Genomic DNA, 15,811 nt, shown 5'->3' on the forward strand with positions numbered 1-15,811 from the left:
TTCGGCAATCTGTCCCGAATAATCGGTCCTACTGGAGTGCGGACAGCGCGCCCGCCACCGCGAAGCCGAGGACCGCGAGCAGGCCGGTCGCCTTGCCGCCCTGCCGGTAGGCCTCGGGGATCATCGAGTCGGCCAGCATGGTCAGCACCGCGCCAGCCGCGAACGCCTCGACGTAACCGCCGTCGGCGCGCGGCACCACGTGGTAGAGCAGGAAGCCGATGGCCGCCGCCAGCGCCGACACCGCGACGATGAGCCACCACATGCGGTACGTCTGCGCCCTGGTGTGCCCGTGTTCGCGCATGGCGGCCGTGGCCCCGATGGACTCGGGCAGGTTGGACACGAAGACCGCGACCAGGAAGGCCACCGCGACCTCACCGCCCATGGCCACGCCGATGCCCAGCACCATGGACTCCGGCACGCCGTCGAGCAGCGTGCCGATGACCAGGGACCGCTCGGCCGAGGCCGCGCCCATGGTGCGCCGCCCGGCGACGAGCGCGTCGGCGAAGAAGAAGACGACCGCGCCCAGGCCGAACGCGGAGAACAGCAGCACGTCCTGGTGGAAGCCAGTGGGCACCAACTCGTACGCGATGGCGGCGAGCAGCGCCCCGGAGCCGAAACCCATCACCATGCCGACCCTGGTCGGTGGCACCGGACGCGGCTGGTATGCCAGCCACGCGCCGACGACCAGGGAGAACGCCGCGAGGGCACCCCATCCGGCAGCCGCCAGCACGCCCATGCGACCTCCATCGTCCGCACACGACGTTATCAACGCATTACGGTGTTAACGGAAATAAGGCTCGCATCTCCGGAATACTGGAACGCGGTATCGGTGTCCCCTGGGAGGCGACATGCCCCGCACGCAGTCCACGGCGAAGAAGGCCACCGCCAAGGCCACCGCGGCGAAGAAGGCGGCCCCGCCGCAGGCGGCAGCCCGCAGCGCCGCCCCAGCCAAGGTGACGAAGTCCGTCGCGGCGAAGGCCACCGCGAAGAAGGCGTCCACGAGAACCGCGGCAGCGGCGAAGGCCGAGTCCGCGAAGGCAGCTCCCGCGAAAGCAGCCCCCGCGAAGGCGGCTCCGGCGAAGCGGTCGCCCGCGAAGCAGGCGCGCGGGGCGGCGGCCACGAACACGGCGACCGCGCGCAAGGCCGGTCCGGGCAAGAAGGCGGCGGTCGGCGTACCCGCCAAGAAGGCACCGCCCTCGCGCGCGACCACCCGCACCGCGGCAGACCGGGGTCCGGCGCGCAAGTCCGCGCCCCGGGCCGCCGCAGGCGCGACCGGCGCTAGCCGCAAGCCGAATATCCTGGTCATCTGGGGCGACGACATCGGCATCACCAACCTGAGCTGCTACAGCGACGGGCTGATGGGCTACCGCACCCCGAACATCGACCGGATCGCCGACGAGGGCATCCGGTTCACCGACTACTACGGCGAGCAGAGCTGCACCGCGGGCAGGGCCGCGTTCCTGACCGGGCAGTCGGTGTTCCGCACCGGCCTGTCCAAGGTCGGCCTGCCCGGCGCCGACGTCGGCCTGCAGGCCGAGGACCCCACCATCGCCGAACTGCTGAAACCGCACGGGTACGCCACCGGGCAGTTCGGCAAGAACCACTTCGGCGACAAGGACCGCTTCCTGCCGACCATGCACGGCTTCGACGAATTCTTCGGCAACCTGTACCACCTCAACGCCGAAGAGGAGCCCGAGCAGGAGGACTACCCCGACCCGCGGCGCTTCCCCGACTTCAAGCGCAACTTCGGCCCGCGCGGTGTGCTGCACTGCTGGGCACTGCCCGACGGCGGCCAGAAGGTCGAGGACACCGGCCCGCTGACCCGCAAGCGCATGGAGACCATCGACGACGAGGTGTTCACGCACGCGGCCGACTTCATCGAGCGCCAGGCAAGCGCCGACACGCCGTTCTTCGTCTGGTTCAACACCACGCACATGCACTTCAAGACCCATCCCCGGCCGGAGATCAAGGGCTGGGCGGGGCCGTGGCAGTCCGACTACCACGACGTGATGGTCGACCACGACCGGCTCGTCGGCGAACTGCTGGCCCTGCTCGACGAACTGGGCATCGCCGACGACACGATCGTCATGTACAGCACCGACAACGGCCCGCACATGAACTCGTGGCCGGACGCGGGCATGACCCCGTTCCGCAACGAGAAGAACTCCAACTGGGAGGGCGCGTACCGGGTGCCCGCCATGCTGCGCTGGCCCGGCCACATCCGGCCGGGTCGGATCTCCAACGAGATCGTCAGCCACCTGGACATGATGCCGACGCTGCTCGCCGCGGCGGGCGACCCCGACATCGTCGCGGAGCTGGAAGCCGGGCACGATGCCGCGGGCAAGCACTTCCACGTGCACCTGGACGGCTTCGACCTGCTGCCCTACCTGCTCGGCGAGGAGCCGCACAGCCCGCGCGAGGGGTTCTTCTACTTCTCCGACGACGGCGACCTGACCGCGCTGCGCTTCGACAACTGGAAGGCGGTCTTCATGGAGCAGCGTGCCCCGGGCACCCTGCGCGTGTGGGCCGAACCGTTCACCGCGCTGCGCGTGCCCAAACTGTTCAACCTGCGCACCGACCCGTTCGAGCGGGCCGACGTCACGTCCAACACCTACTACTCCTGGTTCCTGGACCGGGCGTACATGGTGCTGGCCGCGCAGAAGCTGGTCGCCGAGTTCATGGCCAGCTTCGCTGAGTTCCCGCCCCGCCAGCACGCGGCCAGCTTCACGGTCGACCAGGTGATGGAGAAGATCAAGGAAGGGATCGGGAGTCACTGATGGCGTTCCTGCCGTCCTGGCGGCCGGGAGCCGCGCGCGACGCGATCACGTCGTTCCTCGACGAGTCCCTGGCACTGCCCGCCGACCAGCGGGTCGCCGTGCTCGACAACGACGGCACCCTGTGGTGCGAGAAACCGAACTACACCCAGTACGACTTCCTCGTACGCACCCTGCACGCCGCCGCCGAGCAGGACGGCAGCCTCGGCGACCGGCCCGAGTACCGGGCGCTGCTCGACGGCGACCGGGCCGCGCTCGGCGAACTGGGCCTACAGCGCATCGCGATGGCCCTGCTGGAGCTCTGCGCGGGCTGGACACCCGACGACTTCGCCGCCCGCGTACGCGACTTCATGGCGTCCGAGAAGCATCCCGGCCGGGGCGCGCCGTACCCGAAGATGGTCTACCAGCCGATGCTGGAGCTGCTGGAGGCGCTGCGCGGGCACGGCTTCGACGTCTTCATCGTCACCGGCGGCGGCACCGAGTTCGTGCGCGCGGTCAGCCGCGACCTCTACGGCGTACGCCCCGACGACGTCGTCGGCACGCTCGTCGAGTACCACTACGAGGCTCGCGAGGCCGGTCCGGCGCTGGTGCGCACCGCGTTCGCGCACGGCGAGGTCAACGAGGGCCCGGCGAAGGTCGAGCACATCCAGACCCAGCTCGGCCGCCGCCCGATCTTCGCCGCCGGCAACTCCGCCGGCGACAGGGAGATGCTGGAGTACGCCCGCACCGCCGGCACGCCCAGCCTGGCCCTGCTCGTCGACCACGACGACGCCGAACGGGAGTACGCGTACGCCTCCGCCGCGGTGACCATGAAGGACACCGAGCCGATCACCGCCGTGGCAGGGCGGCTCGGCTGGACGGTCGTGTCCATGCGCGACGACTGGTCGGTGGTCTTCCCGGCGTGAGCCTGGCTAGGGTCGGAGCACCGACCCTAGGAGCCCTGGCATGGCGTACGACCTGCTGCTGACCGGCGGACACGTGATCGACCCGGACGGCGGCGTCGACGGGATCGCCGACGTGGCGGTGACCGGTGGCCGGATCGCCGCCGTCGGGACCGGCCTGGCCCGCGAGAACGCCCGTGAACTGGTCGACGCACGCGGTCGGCTGGTCACTCCCGGCCTGGTCGACCTGCACACGCACGTGTTTCCCGGCGCGACCTACTGGGGCATCGACCCCGGCCCGGCCGCCTGGTGCTCCGGGGTCACCACCTGGGTCGACGCGGGCTCCGCCGGGGCGTACGGGCTGGACGCGCTGCGCGCCGCCGTGAACGGCTACCGGGTGCGGGTGCCGGTGCTGCTCAACATCTCCGCGGTCGGGCTGACCGGGCTCACCGGGGAGTCCCGCGACCTCGCCGCGTGCGACGTCGACCTGGCCGTCACCACCATCGCCGCGAACCGTGACCTGGTGTACGGGATCAAGGCCCGGATCGACGCCAACACGGTCGGGGCGAACGGGCTGGAGCCGCTACGCCGGGCGATCACCGTCGCCCGTGCCTGCGAGCTGCCGGTGATGGTCCACATCGGGCTCGCGCCGCCCGCGATCGGCGAACTGCTACCGCTGCTCGGGGCCGGTGACATCGTCACGCACTGCGCCAGCGGCATCGCCCTGGGCCGGGGCGGCCTCGATCCGGCCCTGCGCCGCGCGTACGACGCCGGGGTCCTGTTCGACCTGGGACACGGCTCGGGCGGCTTCGCGTACGACGTGCTGGAGGCGCAACTCGCGGCAGGGATGCCGCCGCACACGGTCTCCACCGACCTGCACGCGCGCTCGCTGCACGGCCCGGCGTTCGACCTGCCGACCACGATGGCCAAGCTGCTCGCCGTCGGCGTGCCGCTGGCCACGGTCGTCGCCTCGGCCACGATCGCCCCGGCTCGCGCGCTCGGCCTGTCCGGCGGCACACTGCGTGTCGGCGCACCGGCGGACGTGGCCGTGTTCGCGCTGGAGGAGGGCGGTTTTCCGCTGGCCGACGTACACGGGCAGCTGCGGACCGCACCACTGCGGCTGCGCAACGAGGCCACGTACGTCGCCGGGCGGCTGCTGCCACCGAGCCTGCCCGCCCCGCCACCGCCCTGGGTGCCGCTCACCACAGCCCAGCGCGACGCGCTCGCCCACCGCTCGCGCCTGGTCCGGGACCTGCTCACCACACCCCTGGTCACCCCCGGCGGCCTCGACGAGCAGTTCCCGCGATGACCGCTCCACGCGGGTAATGGATGAGTTGTGATCGTCGGGACGACCACAACTCATCCAGATCGGGACAGGCGGTGCAAGCGGGGCTCGGTCAGCGCGGCGTCGCCGGGGTGCCGGAGGCGGCGCCGCAGATGGCGATCATCTGGTCGGAGAGCGCGTCGATGCGCGCGACGTCGAGCTTCTGCAGCGAGTTCATGTCGGTCAGGCTCTTGCCCTGCGACTCGAACTCGTCGGCGAGCTGGCCGAGCGTGGTCTTGACGTCCGTGGCGTCCGCGGTCGACGCATCGGTGCGCAGGTTCGCGGCGAGGTCCACCAGCTCGCCGCCCGCCGCCTTCACGGACTGGTTGGCGGCCGTCATGTTGCCCGCGTCGGCGGCAGCGGTGACCTTGGACAGCTCCTTGGCGAAGTCGCTGAGGCCGTCCTCGACCGTCTTGGCGGTCTTGGTGCAGACCTGTGGCGTGGGCTCGGCCGCCGCCGCGGGCAGCGCGCCGAAACCGATTGCGGCGAGGAAGGTGGTGGAGAGGATGCAGGCTGCGCGTGAGAGGCGTCGCATGACGTCCTCCAATCGGGGCCGCGGGCCCGGCTGGGAGAGCCGGCCCAAGATGACCATCTTCATCCCGCGCCGACCCGTTCCGGGCGAACTCGGCCAAGCCCACGTGGGGAGCCACCTGACCACGTATCATCACGACGCCGGTCACGCGTTTGCTGTCGCTGCTAGGCGCTCTCGCCCAGCAGGCTCCGCACCGCATGTCGGATGGCGTCGGCGTGAAGGTAGATGTCGTCCATTGACTCGATCAGATGACGGGTCTCGGTCTTGTTCGCGTCGAAGGTGCCGAGGTACTTCCGCGCCTTGCCGTTGAAATGCAATCGTGCAATGGGCTTGCGGTTGTTGTCGTCGAGAAGCACAGCGAAGTACGACTTGGCATCACGGCACACCACCCGTTGCGGCTTCACCTCGATACACGCGATCGCCTTGACGATCTGGTATCCGGTGAGCTCTTCGAGAGTGGTCTCCACCTCGGTGTCGCGGCTGACGTCGCTCAACGCCACATCCTCGCTGTCGAGGACCTCGGCGGGGGCGCCGGCCTGCTTGGGGATGTTCGTGTAAAGGGCACTCTTCAGCCGCTCGTTCACCTGATCCCGTACGAACTGCGTTGCTGCTTTGGCGACGAGTGCCCGAAACTGCTCACGTACCTTCTGCGTGAACATTCCGTCGTAGGCCCTGGTCGTGAAGAACTTCACCCAGTCGTCCTCGGGTTCCCTGAACTGTGCGGCCATCTCGCGCTTGATCTGACCGAGATACTTCAGCTCCTCAGCCGCGCTGATGATGGAGTCGAGATCGAAGGCCTCTTTCGTGAGTTTGCGCAGCTCGGGCAGCAGTGCCTCGTCCACGTCGTCGAGGTCCAGCACCAGGAACGGCTTGGCATCCATCTTGTTGGGGGCGTCGAGGTCGGTGTAGAAGTGGTAGACCTGCCCATTGGTGAGCAGGGCGATCCGCGCGTTCGTCACGGCGAAGTACCGGTAGAGCTGTGAGGCGTGTTCGATTCTGAGCGCATCCCGCGGCTGCTTGCACTCGATGAGGATCTGGACCTCGCCGTTACGCATGATCGCGTAGTCGACTTTCTCGCCCTTCTTGATCCCCACATCGGCGATGTACTCGGGCACGACCTCCATCGGGTCGAACACGTCGTAGCCGAGGATCAAGGAGATGAAGGGCATGATGAAGGCGTTCTTGGCGGCTTCCTCGGTCAGAATGACGTCCCGCTGATTTCGCACCTTCTCGGCGAGCGCGGCGACTCTTGCCTCAAACTCCATAAAGCACACTCCTTTGTGAACCAGGCGTACCGGGATGCTACCTAGTGATCGAGTAGCGCAAAGCGGCGAAACCGGCCGAGTTGATCCTCCTTTCGTCGGCTCGGAACGACGGAAAGGCGTGATCGTGCTGCCTCGATCGCGCTGCGATGGGTGCGGGGTGCCGGAGAGGCTGGGCTCTGCTCGGGAGGCGGGATGTCAGGTGGGGGCTTAGGCTCCTGCGGTGCGTTGGCGTTCCTGTGTCGCGGTCGTTGCCGGTGCCCTGATGGCGGTCTTGCCTGCGGGGTGCGGGTCGGAGGTGCCCGAGGGGCCGCAGGGCAACTGGGTGGAGGCTGGGCCGAGTGCCGCGCCGCCGTCCGCGTCGGCGGCTCCGAGTGCGGCTCCCTCGTCGCCCGCGCCGGCCGCGTTCGTGACGGGCAACCCCAAGGGGCGGGCCGCCGTGCCCGCCGAGGCCAAGGCTGTGGACACCTCGCGGCCGACCCGCAAGATCGGCAACGGTACGCCCGCTAGCTGCACCTCCAAAGCGGTGGTCGCCGCCGTCGCGGCGGGTGGGGTCATCACGTTCGACTGCGGGCCGCATCCGCTGACGATCACCATGGCCGCCACCGCGAAGGTGAAGAACGCGAACGGGCCGAAGATCGTGCTCGACGGCGGCGGGAAGATCACCCTCAGTGGCGGCGGCAAGCGGCGCATCCTCTACATGAACACGTGTGACAAGGCGCAGGGCTGGACCACCTCACACTGCCAGGACCAGGATCACCCGCAGTTGACGGTGCAGAACCTGACCTTCGCCGACGGCAACTCGACCGGCGAGACCGGCGAGGGCGGCGGTGGCGGGGCGATCTTCGTACGCGGCGGGCGGCTCAAGGTGGTCAACGCGCGCTTCGTCCGCAACCGGTGCGACGACACCGGCCCTGATCTCGGCGGGGCGGCGATCCGGGTGCTCAGCCAGTCCAAGGGCCTGCCGGTGTACATCGTGAACAGCACCTTCGGCGGCGGCAAGGGACTGGGCGGCCGGTGCTCCAACGGCGGGGCGCTGAGCAGCATCGGCGTCTCGTGGGTGGTGCTCAACAGCGTGCTCACCCACAACAGCGCGATCGGCAGCGGCGCGAACCCGGCCCGCGCGGGCAAGCCCGGCGGCGGCAGCGGTGGGGCGATCTACACCGACGGCAACCTGTTCACGGTGCGCATCGCGGGCTCGATCGTCACCGACAACCATGCCGAGGAGGGCGGCGGCGCGGTCTTCTTCGTCAGCAACGACCGCACCGGCACGATGACGATCGAGAGCTCCACCCTGCAGCGCAACCCCAGCGACGGCTTCGAGACCCAGGGCTTGCCCGGCATCTTCTTCCTCGGCGCCCGCAACCCCACCCTCAAGTCCTCCACCCTGCGCAGGTAGGTCCGAGCAGCAGGCGGCTGGGGCGCTCGGCTCAGGTGGTGACGGGTGCGGCAGTGGCGGGGTGGGGTGCGCGGGGGCGCAGGGAGGTCGCCGCCGCGGCGACGAACAGGGCCAGCACCGCAGGGATGGTGAGGGCGGCGGGCAGGCCGATCAGTTCGGCGAGTGCGCCGATCGCCAGCGGGCCGACGACGAAGCCGAGGAAGCCGAGGCTGGCGACGCGCGCGATGGCCTGGCCCGCCCGCGCGGGGTCCTGGCCGCCGGCGGTGGAGAAGACCTGGGGGGCGATACAGGCCAGGCCCGCGCCGAGCAGGCCGAATCCGGCGACTCCGGCGACCGGGTGCCCGATGAGCAGCGCCGTGCCGAGGCCGAGGGCGGCGAGCACGCCGCTGTAGCGGACCAGGCGGACCGGGCCCAGGGTGGCGGTGAGCCGGTCGCCGACCATCCGGCCGGCCATCATCATGATCGAGAAGGCGGCGTACGCGGCAGCGGCGAAGCCCGGCGTGCTGCCGAGGCTGTCGTGCAGGTAGACGCTGCTCCAGTCGGCCGCCGCGCCCTCGCCGACCAGGCAGCAGAACACCAGCACCCCGAGGAACGTCACGCCCGGCAGCCCGCCCCGGCCCGCACCGGTCTCCGCCACGGGGACAGCCGACGGGGCGAGCCGCCAGCGCGCCGCCACCGGTGCGATCACCGCCACGACCGCGGCCACTGTGAGGAAGGTGGCTGCCGCGCTGAGCCCGGCGTACGCGCACAGCCCGCCGACGGCCGCCCCGAGGAAGCCGCCGACGCTGTACACGGCGTGGAACGAGGACATGATCGGCGCCTGCCAGGCCCGCTGCACCTCGACGGCGGCGGTGTTCATGGTGATGTTGAGCAGTCCGTGGGTGATGCCGAAGGCCAGCAGGCAACCGGCGAGCACGATCAGGTTCGGGGCCAGCGCGGGGGAGACCAGCAGCAGGCCGTCGGCGAGCGCCACGGGCAGCAGCAGCCGGTACGTGCCGTACCGGTCGACCAGCCGTCCCGCGGCCTGCATGCCGATGATCGCCCCGGCAGCGAAGGCCAGCAGCCCGAGGCTGAGCGCCCCGTCGGTGAGCGACAGGTCCTGCTTGATCGCCGGGATGCGGGTGGTCCAGGTGCCGAGGATCACGCCGTACAGCCCGAACAGCAGGCAGACGGCCAGCCGGGCACGGCGGGGCAGGACGTGGTCGTGCGGTGACGAGGTCAAGGCTGGCGCTCCGGGGGGTGTGGCAGACCTCTGCGGGGACGAACATCATGAATGTATGCGCAGTCCGCCCGCCCCGCAGCCCGGCCGGGTCCACGCCTGAGCCTGTATGCTGCGCAGTGCCCTGGCCAGGCTCTGGGTTCGAGCGGCGTGCCCGCTCACGGCCGGCCGGGAGCTGATCCGTGCCGGTCGAGAACTGCGGGAGCCGAGAATCATGTCGAACGAGACGCTGCTGGTCACCGGTGGTGCCGGCTTCGTGGGCACACACCTCATCCGGGCGCTGCTGGACACGCGCCCGACCGCGCGGATCGTGTCCGTCGACAACTACTTCACGGGCCGCCACGACAACGAGATCGTCGACGAGCGGGTGACGTACCTAGACGGGTCGACGGTCGACATCTTCAAGATCTGGGCCGAGCACGGCTACGAGGCCCCGAAGATGGTGTTCCACCTGGGGGAGTACGCCCGGATCGTGCAGTCGTTCGACGAGTTCGACCGCACCTGGGAGTACAACACCCACGGGACCAAGGAGGTCATCCGCTTCGCCGCCCAGCACGGCGCGCGGCTGGTCTACTCGGCGTCCAGCTCGAAGTTCGGCAACGAGGGCAAGGACGAGCACCTCAACCCGTACGCCTGGACCAAGGCCAAGAACGTCGAGCTGATCAAGAACTACGGCGAGTGGTACGGCCTCGACTACGTCATCACGTACTTCTACAACGCGTACGGCCCGGGGCAGATCAGCGCGGGCACCTACGCGACCGTGCTCGGCATCTTCGAGCGGCAGTACCTGGCCGGTGAGCCGCTGACCGTGGTGTCCCCGGGCACCCAGACCCGCGACTTCACCCACATCTCGGACATCATCTCGGGCATCCTGGTCTCCGCCGAGGGCGGCAAGGGCGACGGCTACCTGCTCGGCAACGGCCGCGAGTGGGAGCTGACCGAGGTCGCCAAGCTGTTCGGCACCGAGTACGTCCTGATCCCGGCCAAGCGCGGCGAGCGCACCCACGGCCGCGCCGACAACTCCAAGGTCCGCGACCTCGGCTGGGAGCCCAAGGTCGCCCTGGACGCCTACATCGCCGACTTCGTCCGCGACAACCCGCGCCCCTGACCTGTCTGCCCGCTGTTTCGGGGAAAGCGCAGCCTTCCGGACGTGGATGGCTGCGGTTTCCCCGAACCAGCGGGGTCAGATCCAGCCGCGACGCGCGGCGATGGCCCCGGCCTGGAAGCGGTTGGCGGCGCCCAGGAGTTCGTAGAGGCGGCTGATGCGGCGGCGCATGGTGCGCACTGACCAGTCGAGCTGGCGGGCGACGGCCTCGTCCTTCAGGCCGCTGACCAGCAGGGTGAGCAGGGCGCGGTCCTCCTCGGAGACCGGGTCCTCGACCGGGGCGAGCAGGGGCACGGCCGCGCGCCAGCACATCTCCCAGTAGTCGATGAGCCCGTCGAGCAGCGTGGACGGGCGGATGACGGCGGCCCTGACCTCGGACAGGTCCAGGGACAGCGGCATCAGGGCGATGCGGCGGTCGGCGATGGCGAGTTTGATGCGCAGGCCGGGTAGCACGCGGGCCTGCTCGCCGTGGCTGATCAGCTCGCGGATGTCGTCGAGGACGCCGGGCCACTCCAGGGCCTCGGGGGCGTACACGGCGCGGTAGTGCACGCCGCGCGCGATGCCGGTCTGCTCGATCGGGTTCGACGTGGTCAGCGCGTACGGCGGCCGGTCCAGGGTGATGACCTCCTCGCGGGCCTCCTGCTGGATCTGGACGAACCACCGGCCCAGCGCCTCGCTGCCGGTGACGATCTCGATCTCCTCGCCGGTGCCGGAGTTCGCGGCGGCGAACAGCAGTGCGAGCTGCCCGGCCGCCGCCTGGACCTGGTCCAGTTCGGCCGAACGGGCGCGGACCAGGGCGGCGACGGCGGCCTGCGGTTCGATCGCGGCATAGCGGCGGCGGTTGCCCGCCAGCCGCCCGACCAGACCGTGGTCGCGCAGCCGGTCCAGGGCGCGGGCGACCCGATCGGACGAGCAGCCGAGTTCCTCGGCCAGGTCGCCGGGGGCGGCGGTGCGGCGGACGAGAATGGCCCGGTAGACGGCCTCGTCGAAGGGGTCGACACCGGCGGGGGTGAGGTCGGAGGGCATAAGCCGATCTTGGCCTAACAGTGCCACCGGCAGCAACGGGCCAGCGGAGATCATTGCGCCGAACAGCCGATGACCGTTAGACCGCTTAGCTATGAAACTCCCCCCTCGTTTTTGGGCGGCCGGGCTGACAGCCGTGGTCGTCACCGGAACGCTCTCGGTGTGGTCCCCGGCCGACGCCGCCACCCCGGCGCCACAGCGGCGGGTCATCGTGCTGCTGGCCGGCGACGCGGCGGTGGCGTCCGCCCCGGCCGGCGCGCTGCGTGACGCGGCCGGTGCGGCCCAGGTCACCGGCGCGCGCAAGGCGGTGCAGGACCGCCAGCGCGCCTTCCTCGACGGCGCCCGCGGCAAGGGCCTGCGGCTGACCCGCGAACGCCCGCTGGGCCTGCTGGTCAACGCGGTCGCCGCCACGGTGCCCGCCGACGACGTAGCGCGGCTGTCCGCGCTGCCGGGCGTGCTCGCCGTGGTCCCGGACGCCCCGGTGCGCTCGCACACCGACGTGAGCGTGCCGCTGATCGGCGCGACCGAGGTCTGGAAGCGGCAGGACGCCACCGGCAACCCGGCCAAGGGCCAGGGCGTGACCGTCGCCGTCATCGACAGCGGCGTCGACTACAGCCACCCCGACCTCGGCGGCGGCATGGGCGAGGGGTTCAAGGTCGTCGGCGGGTACGACTTCGTCAACGGCGACGCCGATCCGATGGACGACAACGGGCACGGCACCCACGTGGCGGGCATCATCGCGGGCCGGGCGGCCACGCCGGGCGGCATCACCGGCGTCGCGCCGGAGGCGAGCCTGCTGGCGTACAAGGTGATGAACGAGTGGGGCGAGGGCTACACCTCGGACATCGTCGCAGGCATCGAGGCGGCGGCCGACCCGGCCAACCCGCACCGCGCCGACGTGATCAACATGAGCCTCGGCGGCTACGGCGACGGCCTCGACCCGCTCGGCATGGCCGCCACCGCGGCCACCCGGGCCGGTGTCGTGGTCGTGGCCTCGGCGGGCAACAGCGGCCCCGGCCGGGACACGGTCGGCACCCCGGCCGCCGCCGACGGCGTCATCGCCGTGGGCGCGTCCACCAGCAACATGGTGCTGCCCACCGCGTACGTCGGCGGGGTGCGCCTGCAGACGTACCGGGGCGTGCTGTCGGCGAACCCGGCGGCCAAGCCGGTCACCGGCCGCCTGGTCGACGCGGGTTACGGCAGCCCCGAGGAGCTGGCCACGCTCGGCGACCTGCGCGGCAAGGTGGTGCGGGTCAACGGCTTCGCCGCACCGGCGCTCGACTACCTGTCCCAGTGGGAGCTGGACCTGGCCAAGGAGCTGGAGCGGCGCGGCGCGGTCGCGGTGATCTCGGGCCAGGCCGACTCCGGTCCGGTCGTCGCCGCCGCCGAGGGCTCCGTCCCGGTCGCGCCGTCGACCAGCCTGCCCCAGGGGCTGATCGGCACGCAGGCGTCCGGTGACCTGTACCGGATGGACAAGATCGTCGTGCTCGGCATGGACGGCACGCAGTTCGCCGAGCTGAGCACGCGGCTGGAGGCCGGACCGGTCAACGTCACGATCAAGGGCGAGAACGTCACCGACCGGATCGCCGCGTTCTCCTCGCGCGGCCCGTCGCCGCGCTTCGGCCTCAAGCCCGACCTGGTCGCGCCGGGTGTGGGCATCCGCTCGACGGTGCCGACCGCGCTGTTCGGGCCGGGGCAGTACCTGATGTCCGGCACCTCGATGGCCGCCCCGCACGTCGCGGGCGCTGCCGCGCTGCTACGCCAGCTGCACCCGGGGCAGGACCCCGCCGAGGTGCTGGCGACGCTGGTCGGCTCGGCCAAGCCGGTCGGCGGCACCCCGACGGCGTACGGCTCCGGCCGGCTCGACGTGGCCGCCGCCGCCCGCACCACGCTCACCGCGAACCCCGCGTCGGTCTCGTTCGGCCTCGCCGACCTGGGCGGCCCGACCGTCGGCGGCACCGCCACGGTGACCCTGCGCAACTCGGGCACCCGCGCGACGACTGTGCGCCTGCGCGGCGACAGCAGGTCCGTCACCGTCAAGCCGGACCGGGTCACCGTCGCGGCCGGACGGACCGCCAAGGTCACCGTCACGCTGCGCGCCAAGCGCCCCGCCGGGGACACCGAGCTGTCCGGCGTGATCACCGCCGACGGCGGCGCGGGCCGCGTCGCCCGGGTCCCGTACCTGCTGGTCGTCCGCCCGCTGATCGTATCCGCGACGCCTGACCCGAGCGACGGCCACAGCACCGTGTGGGTCGGCTCGCCGACTCCGCTGACCGCCCCGCCCGTCGTCACCGTCACCCCGCCGCACGGCCGCGCGTACACCGTCACGGCCACGCACCAGCACGACAACGTCTACACGGCCGCCCTGACCGGCGAGCAGTCCGGCGGGTACGCCGTCGCCGTGCGCGGCACCGCCGCCACCGGCCAGCGCCTGATCGGGGCGAGCGGCTTCGAGGTGATCCCCGCCGACGTACGCCGCGACAAGTGGGAGCCGGTCGGCCCGAACGGCACCGGCGGGCAGCTCGCCGTCACCCCGGCCGACGGGGCGCTCGGCGTCATGACCACCGACTACAAGGCGGGCCCCTGGCTCACCACCGACCACGGCGCGAACTGGAGCCAGCTCAACCGGCTCCCGGTCGCCGGGTCCGCGGGCATCGCCACGCCCGTGCTCGACACGAAGAACGCGTCACGCTGGTGGTACGCCGTCAACGACCCGCAGACCGGCGGCAAGATCCTGCGTACCACCGACAGGGGCCGCACCTGGCAGACGCTGCCCACCCCGAGCGGCTGGGTCGACGCGCTGGTCGCCGACGCGCAGTCCCGCGTGCTGGTGGCGGTTGTCAGCGGCACGCTGCTGACCAGCGTCGACGGCGGCGACACCTGGACGCCGCAGCAGACCAGCCTGCCGGGCGAGATCGCGTACGCGGCGATCGGCGGCGACGACCTCTACCTCGCCACGCACGACGGCGTGTGGAAGCTGCCCGCGGTCACCTCCGGCACGCCGGGCACCGCGACGCAGGTGTACGACAGCGCGTCGAAGTACGTCGCCGGGCTCGTCGCCGACGAGGGCGTCGTCGCGGCCTCGGTGTGGACCGAGGGCGTCGTCGGCTCCCACGACGGCGGCAAGACCTGGTCCACCCTGTACAGCCGCGAGTTCGGCCTGCACACGATGCGCACCTCCGGCGGCGACCTGTACGTGTCGACCCTGTCCGGCGAGGGCCTGCTCAGCCACGACCACGGCCGCACCTGGCAGACGGTGCCCCTGCCCACGCACGACGCGCTGTTCACCGACTACGACCGCTGGGCCGACGGCACGTCGACCACGGCCACCTCGGCCGGGCTGTACACGATGGAGCAGGGCGGTTACCGCCGCCTCGGCGTGCAGGGCACCACGGTGTACGACCTCGCGGTAGTCGGCGGGGACCTGCTCGCGGGCACCGAGAACGGCCTCTACCGCACGGCCTGGCCCGCGGCGGGCCCCGACTGGGGCGTGGCCGAGGGCGAGGGCTGGATCGGCGCGGGCGCGGAGTTCGTCGCCGTGTCCCCGGCCGACCCGAAGCTGGTCTGGAAGATCCGCCGGGCCGCCTGGGGCGACCAGTTCATGTTCGGCCGCAGCACCGACGGCGGCCGGACCTGGACCGAGGTCTTCACCGGCACCGAGAAGCCGACCGCGCTGCTGATCCACCCCGCCGACGACGACCGGGTGTACGCCGCCTTCGAGCGCATGTCCGGCCAGGGCCTCACCGTCACCGTGGACGGCGGCCAGACGTGGAAGAACCTGTACCTCGACGAGCGGGTCAACGCGCTGGCCGGTGACCCGGCCAACGCCAAGCGGCTGTGGCTGGGCATGAACAGCGGCCTCTACCGCTCCGACGACGGCGGCACGACCCTGACCAAGGTCGCCGACGGCCAGGTCACCGCCCTGCGCGTCGAGGCGAAGCGGATCGTGGTGGGCGGCCCGTCCATCCGGATCAGCACCGACGGCGGCCGGACCTTCCGCACCGCCGACACCGGCCCGCTGGGCCTGATGGTGTCCGACTTCGCCGCCAAGGGCGACACCCTCTACGCGGCCACCACCACGTGGTCCGAGTACGGCCTGGCCAAGGGCGGCCGGGGCGTCCTGCGCAGCACCGACAACGGCCGGACCTGGCACAACATCTCCTCCGGCCTGCAGAACCGCGACGTCACCACGCTCGCCGTCAGCCCCGACGGCCGCTGGCTCTTCGCAGGCACCCTCCGCGGCGGCATCCACCGCATCCCGCTCCACTGAACACGGGAAGGGCGCCTTCCCG

Annotated in this window: 11 protein-coding genes; 6 read left to right on the forward strand and 5 right to left on the reverse strand. The window is 71.3% G+C overall.

All coding sequences use genetic code 11. The features are described 5' to 3' along the window. Positions 1 to 28: 28 nt before the first annotated feature. A complete protein-coding gene (locus HAV40_RS21025; protein WP_166383838.1) occupies positions 29 to 736 on the reverse strand; it encodes a ZIP family metal transporter in 708 nt (235 codons plus the stop codon). Between the two features lie 112 nt (positions 737 to 848). Between HAV40_RS21025 and HAV40_RS21030 the strand changes: the two genes are divergently transcribed. The 3 genes from HAV40_RS21030 to HAV40_RS21040 are packed head-to-tail and all read left to right on the forward strand — an operon-like array spanning position 849 to position 4,964. Next, on the forward strand, positions 849 to 2,777 hold the full coding sequence (locus HAV40_RS21030; protein WP_166383840.1) for an arylsulfatase: 1,929 nt from the start codon (positions 849 to 851) through the stop codon (positions 2,775 to 2,777). Beyond that, the gene (locus tag HAV40_RS21035; RefSeq protein WP_166383841.1) at positions 2,777 to 3,679 is read left to right on the forward strand and encodes an HAD family hydrolase; all 903 of its coding nucleotides are present in this window, start codon (positions 2,777 to 2,779) and stop codon (positions 3,677 to 3,679) included. The genes HAV40_RS21030 and HAV40_RS21035 overlap by 1 nt, the downstream gene beginning before the upstream one ends. 40 nt (positions 3,680 to 3,719) lie before the next feature. Then, positions 3,720 to 4,964: an amidohydrolase/deacetylase family metallohydrolase gene (locus HAV40_RS21040; protein WP_166383843.1), complete on the forward strand. Its 1,245-nt coding sequence runs from the start codon at positions 3,720 to 3,722 to the stop codon at positions 4,962 to 4,964. Between the two features lie 88 nt (positions 4,965 to 5,052). Here HAV40_RS21040 and HAV40_RS21045 read toward each other — a convergent pair whose 3' ends face one another. Both HAV40_RS21045 and HAV40_RS21050 read right to left on the reverse strand, forming a co-directional pair. After that, complete coding sequence (locus HAV40_RS21045) at positions 5,053 to 5,514, reverse strand: hypothetical protein (RefSeq protein ID WP_166383845.1); 462 nt, start codon at positions 5,512 to 5,514, stop codon at positions 5,053 to 5,055. 161 nt (positions 5,515 to 5,675) lie between these two features. After that, positions 5,676 to 6,776, reverse strand: a complete 1,101-nt coding sequence (locus HAV40_RS21050; RefSeq protein ID WP_166383847.1) for a type I restriction endonuclease — start codon at positions 6,774 to 6,776, stop codon at positions 5,676 to 5,678. Between the two features lie 262 nt (positions 6,777 to 7,038). Between HAV40_RS21050 and HAV40_RS21055 the strand changes: the two genes are divergently transcribed. Next, positions 7,039 to 8,172: a hypothetical protein gene (locus HAV40_RS21055; protein WP_166383849.1), complete on the forward strand. Its 1,134-nt coding sequence runs from the start codon at positions 7,039 to 7,041 to the stop codon at positions 8,170 to 8,172. A 31-nt stretch (positions 8,173 to 8,203) separates the two neighbouring features. On the opposite strand, the gene HAV40_RS21060 is transcribed toward HAV40_RS21055, so the two are convergent. After that, on the reverse strand, positions 8,204 to 9,394 hold the full coding sequence (locus HAV40_RS21060; protein WP_166383851.1) for an MFS transporter: 1,191 nt from the start codon (positions 9,392 to 9,394) through the stop codon (positions 8,204 to 8,206). A 211-nt stretch (positions 9,395 to 9,605) separates the two neighbouring features. Between HAV40_RS21060 and HAV40_RS21065 the strand changes: the two genes are divergently transcribed. Continuing rightward, on the forward strand, positions 9,606 to 10,499 hold the full coding sequence (locus HAV40_RS21065; protein ID WP_166383853.1) for an NAD-dependent epimerase/dehydratase family protein: 894 nt from the start codon (positions 9,606 to 9,608) through the stop codon (positions 10,497 to 10,499). A gap of 75 nt (positions 10,500 to 10,574) precedes the next feature. On the opposite strand, the gene HAV40_RS21070 is transcribed toward HAV40_RS21065, so the two are convergent. After that, on the reverse strand, positions 10,575 to 11,522 hold the full coding sequence (locus tag HAV40_RS21070) for a helix-turn-helix domain-containing protein (RefSeq protein ID WP_239086463.1): 948 nt from the start codon (positions 11,520 to 11,522) through the stop codon (positions 10,575 to 10,577). A 91-nt stretch (positions 11,523 to 11,613) separates the two neighbouring features. Between HAV40_RS21070 and HAV40_RS21075 the strand changes: the two genes are divergently transcribed. Beyond that, complete coding sequence (locus tag HAV40_RS21075) at positions 11,614 to 15,789, forward strand: S8 family serine peptidase (RefSeq protein WP_166383857.1); 4,176 nt, start codon at positions 11,614 to 11,616, stop codon at positions 15,787 to 15,789. Positions 15,790 to 15,811 lie beyond the last annotated feature (22 nt).

It is taken from the genome of Catellatospora methionotrophica, assembly GCF_011297335.1.
Taxonomy (GTDB): domain Bacteria; phylum Actinomycetota; class Actinomycetes; order Mycobacteriales; family Micromonosporaceae; genus Catellatospora; species Catellatospora methionotrophica.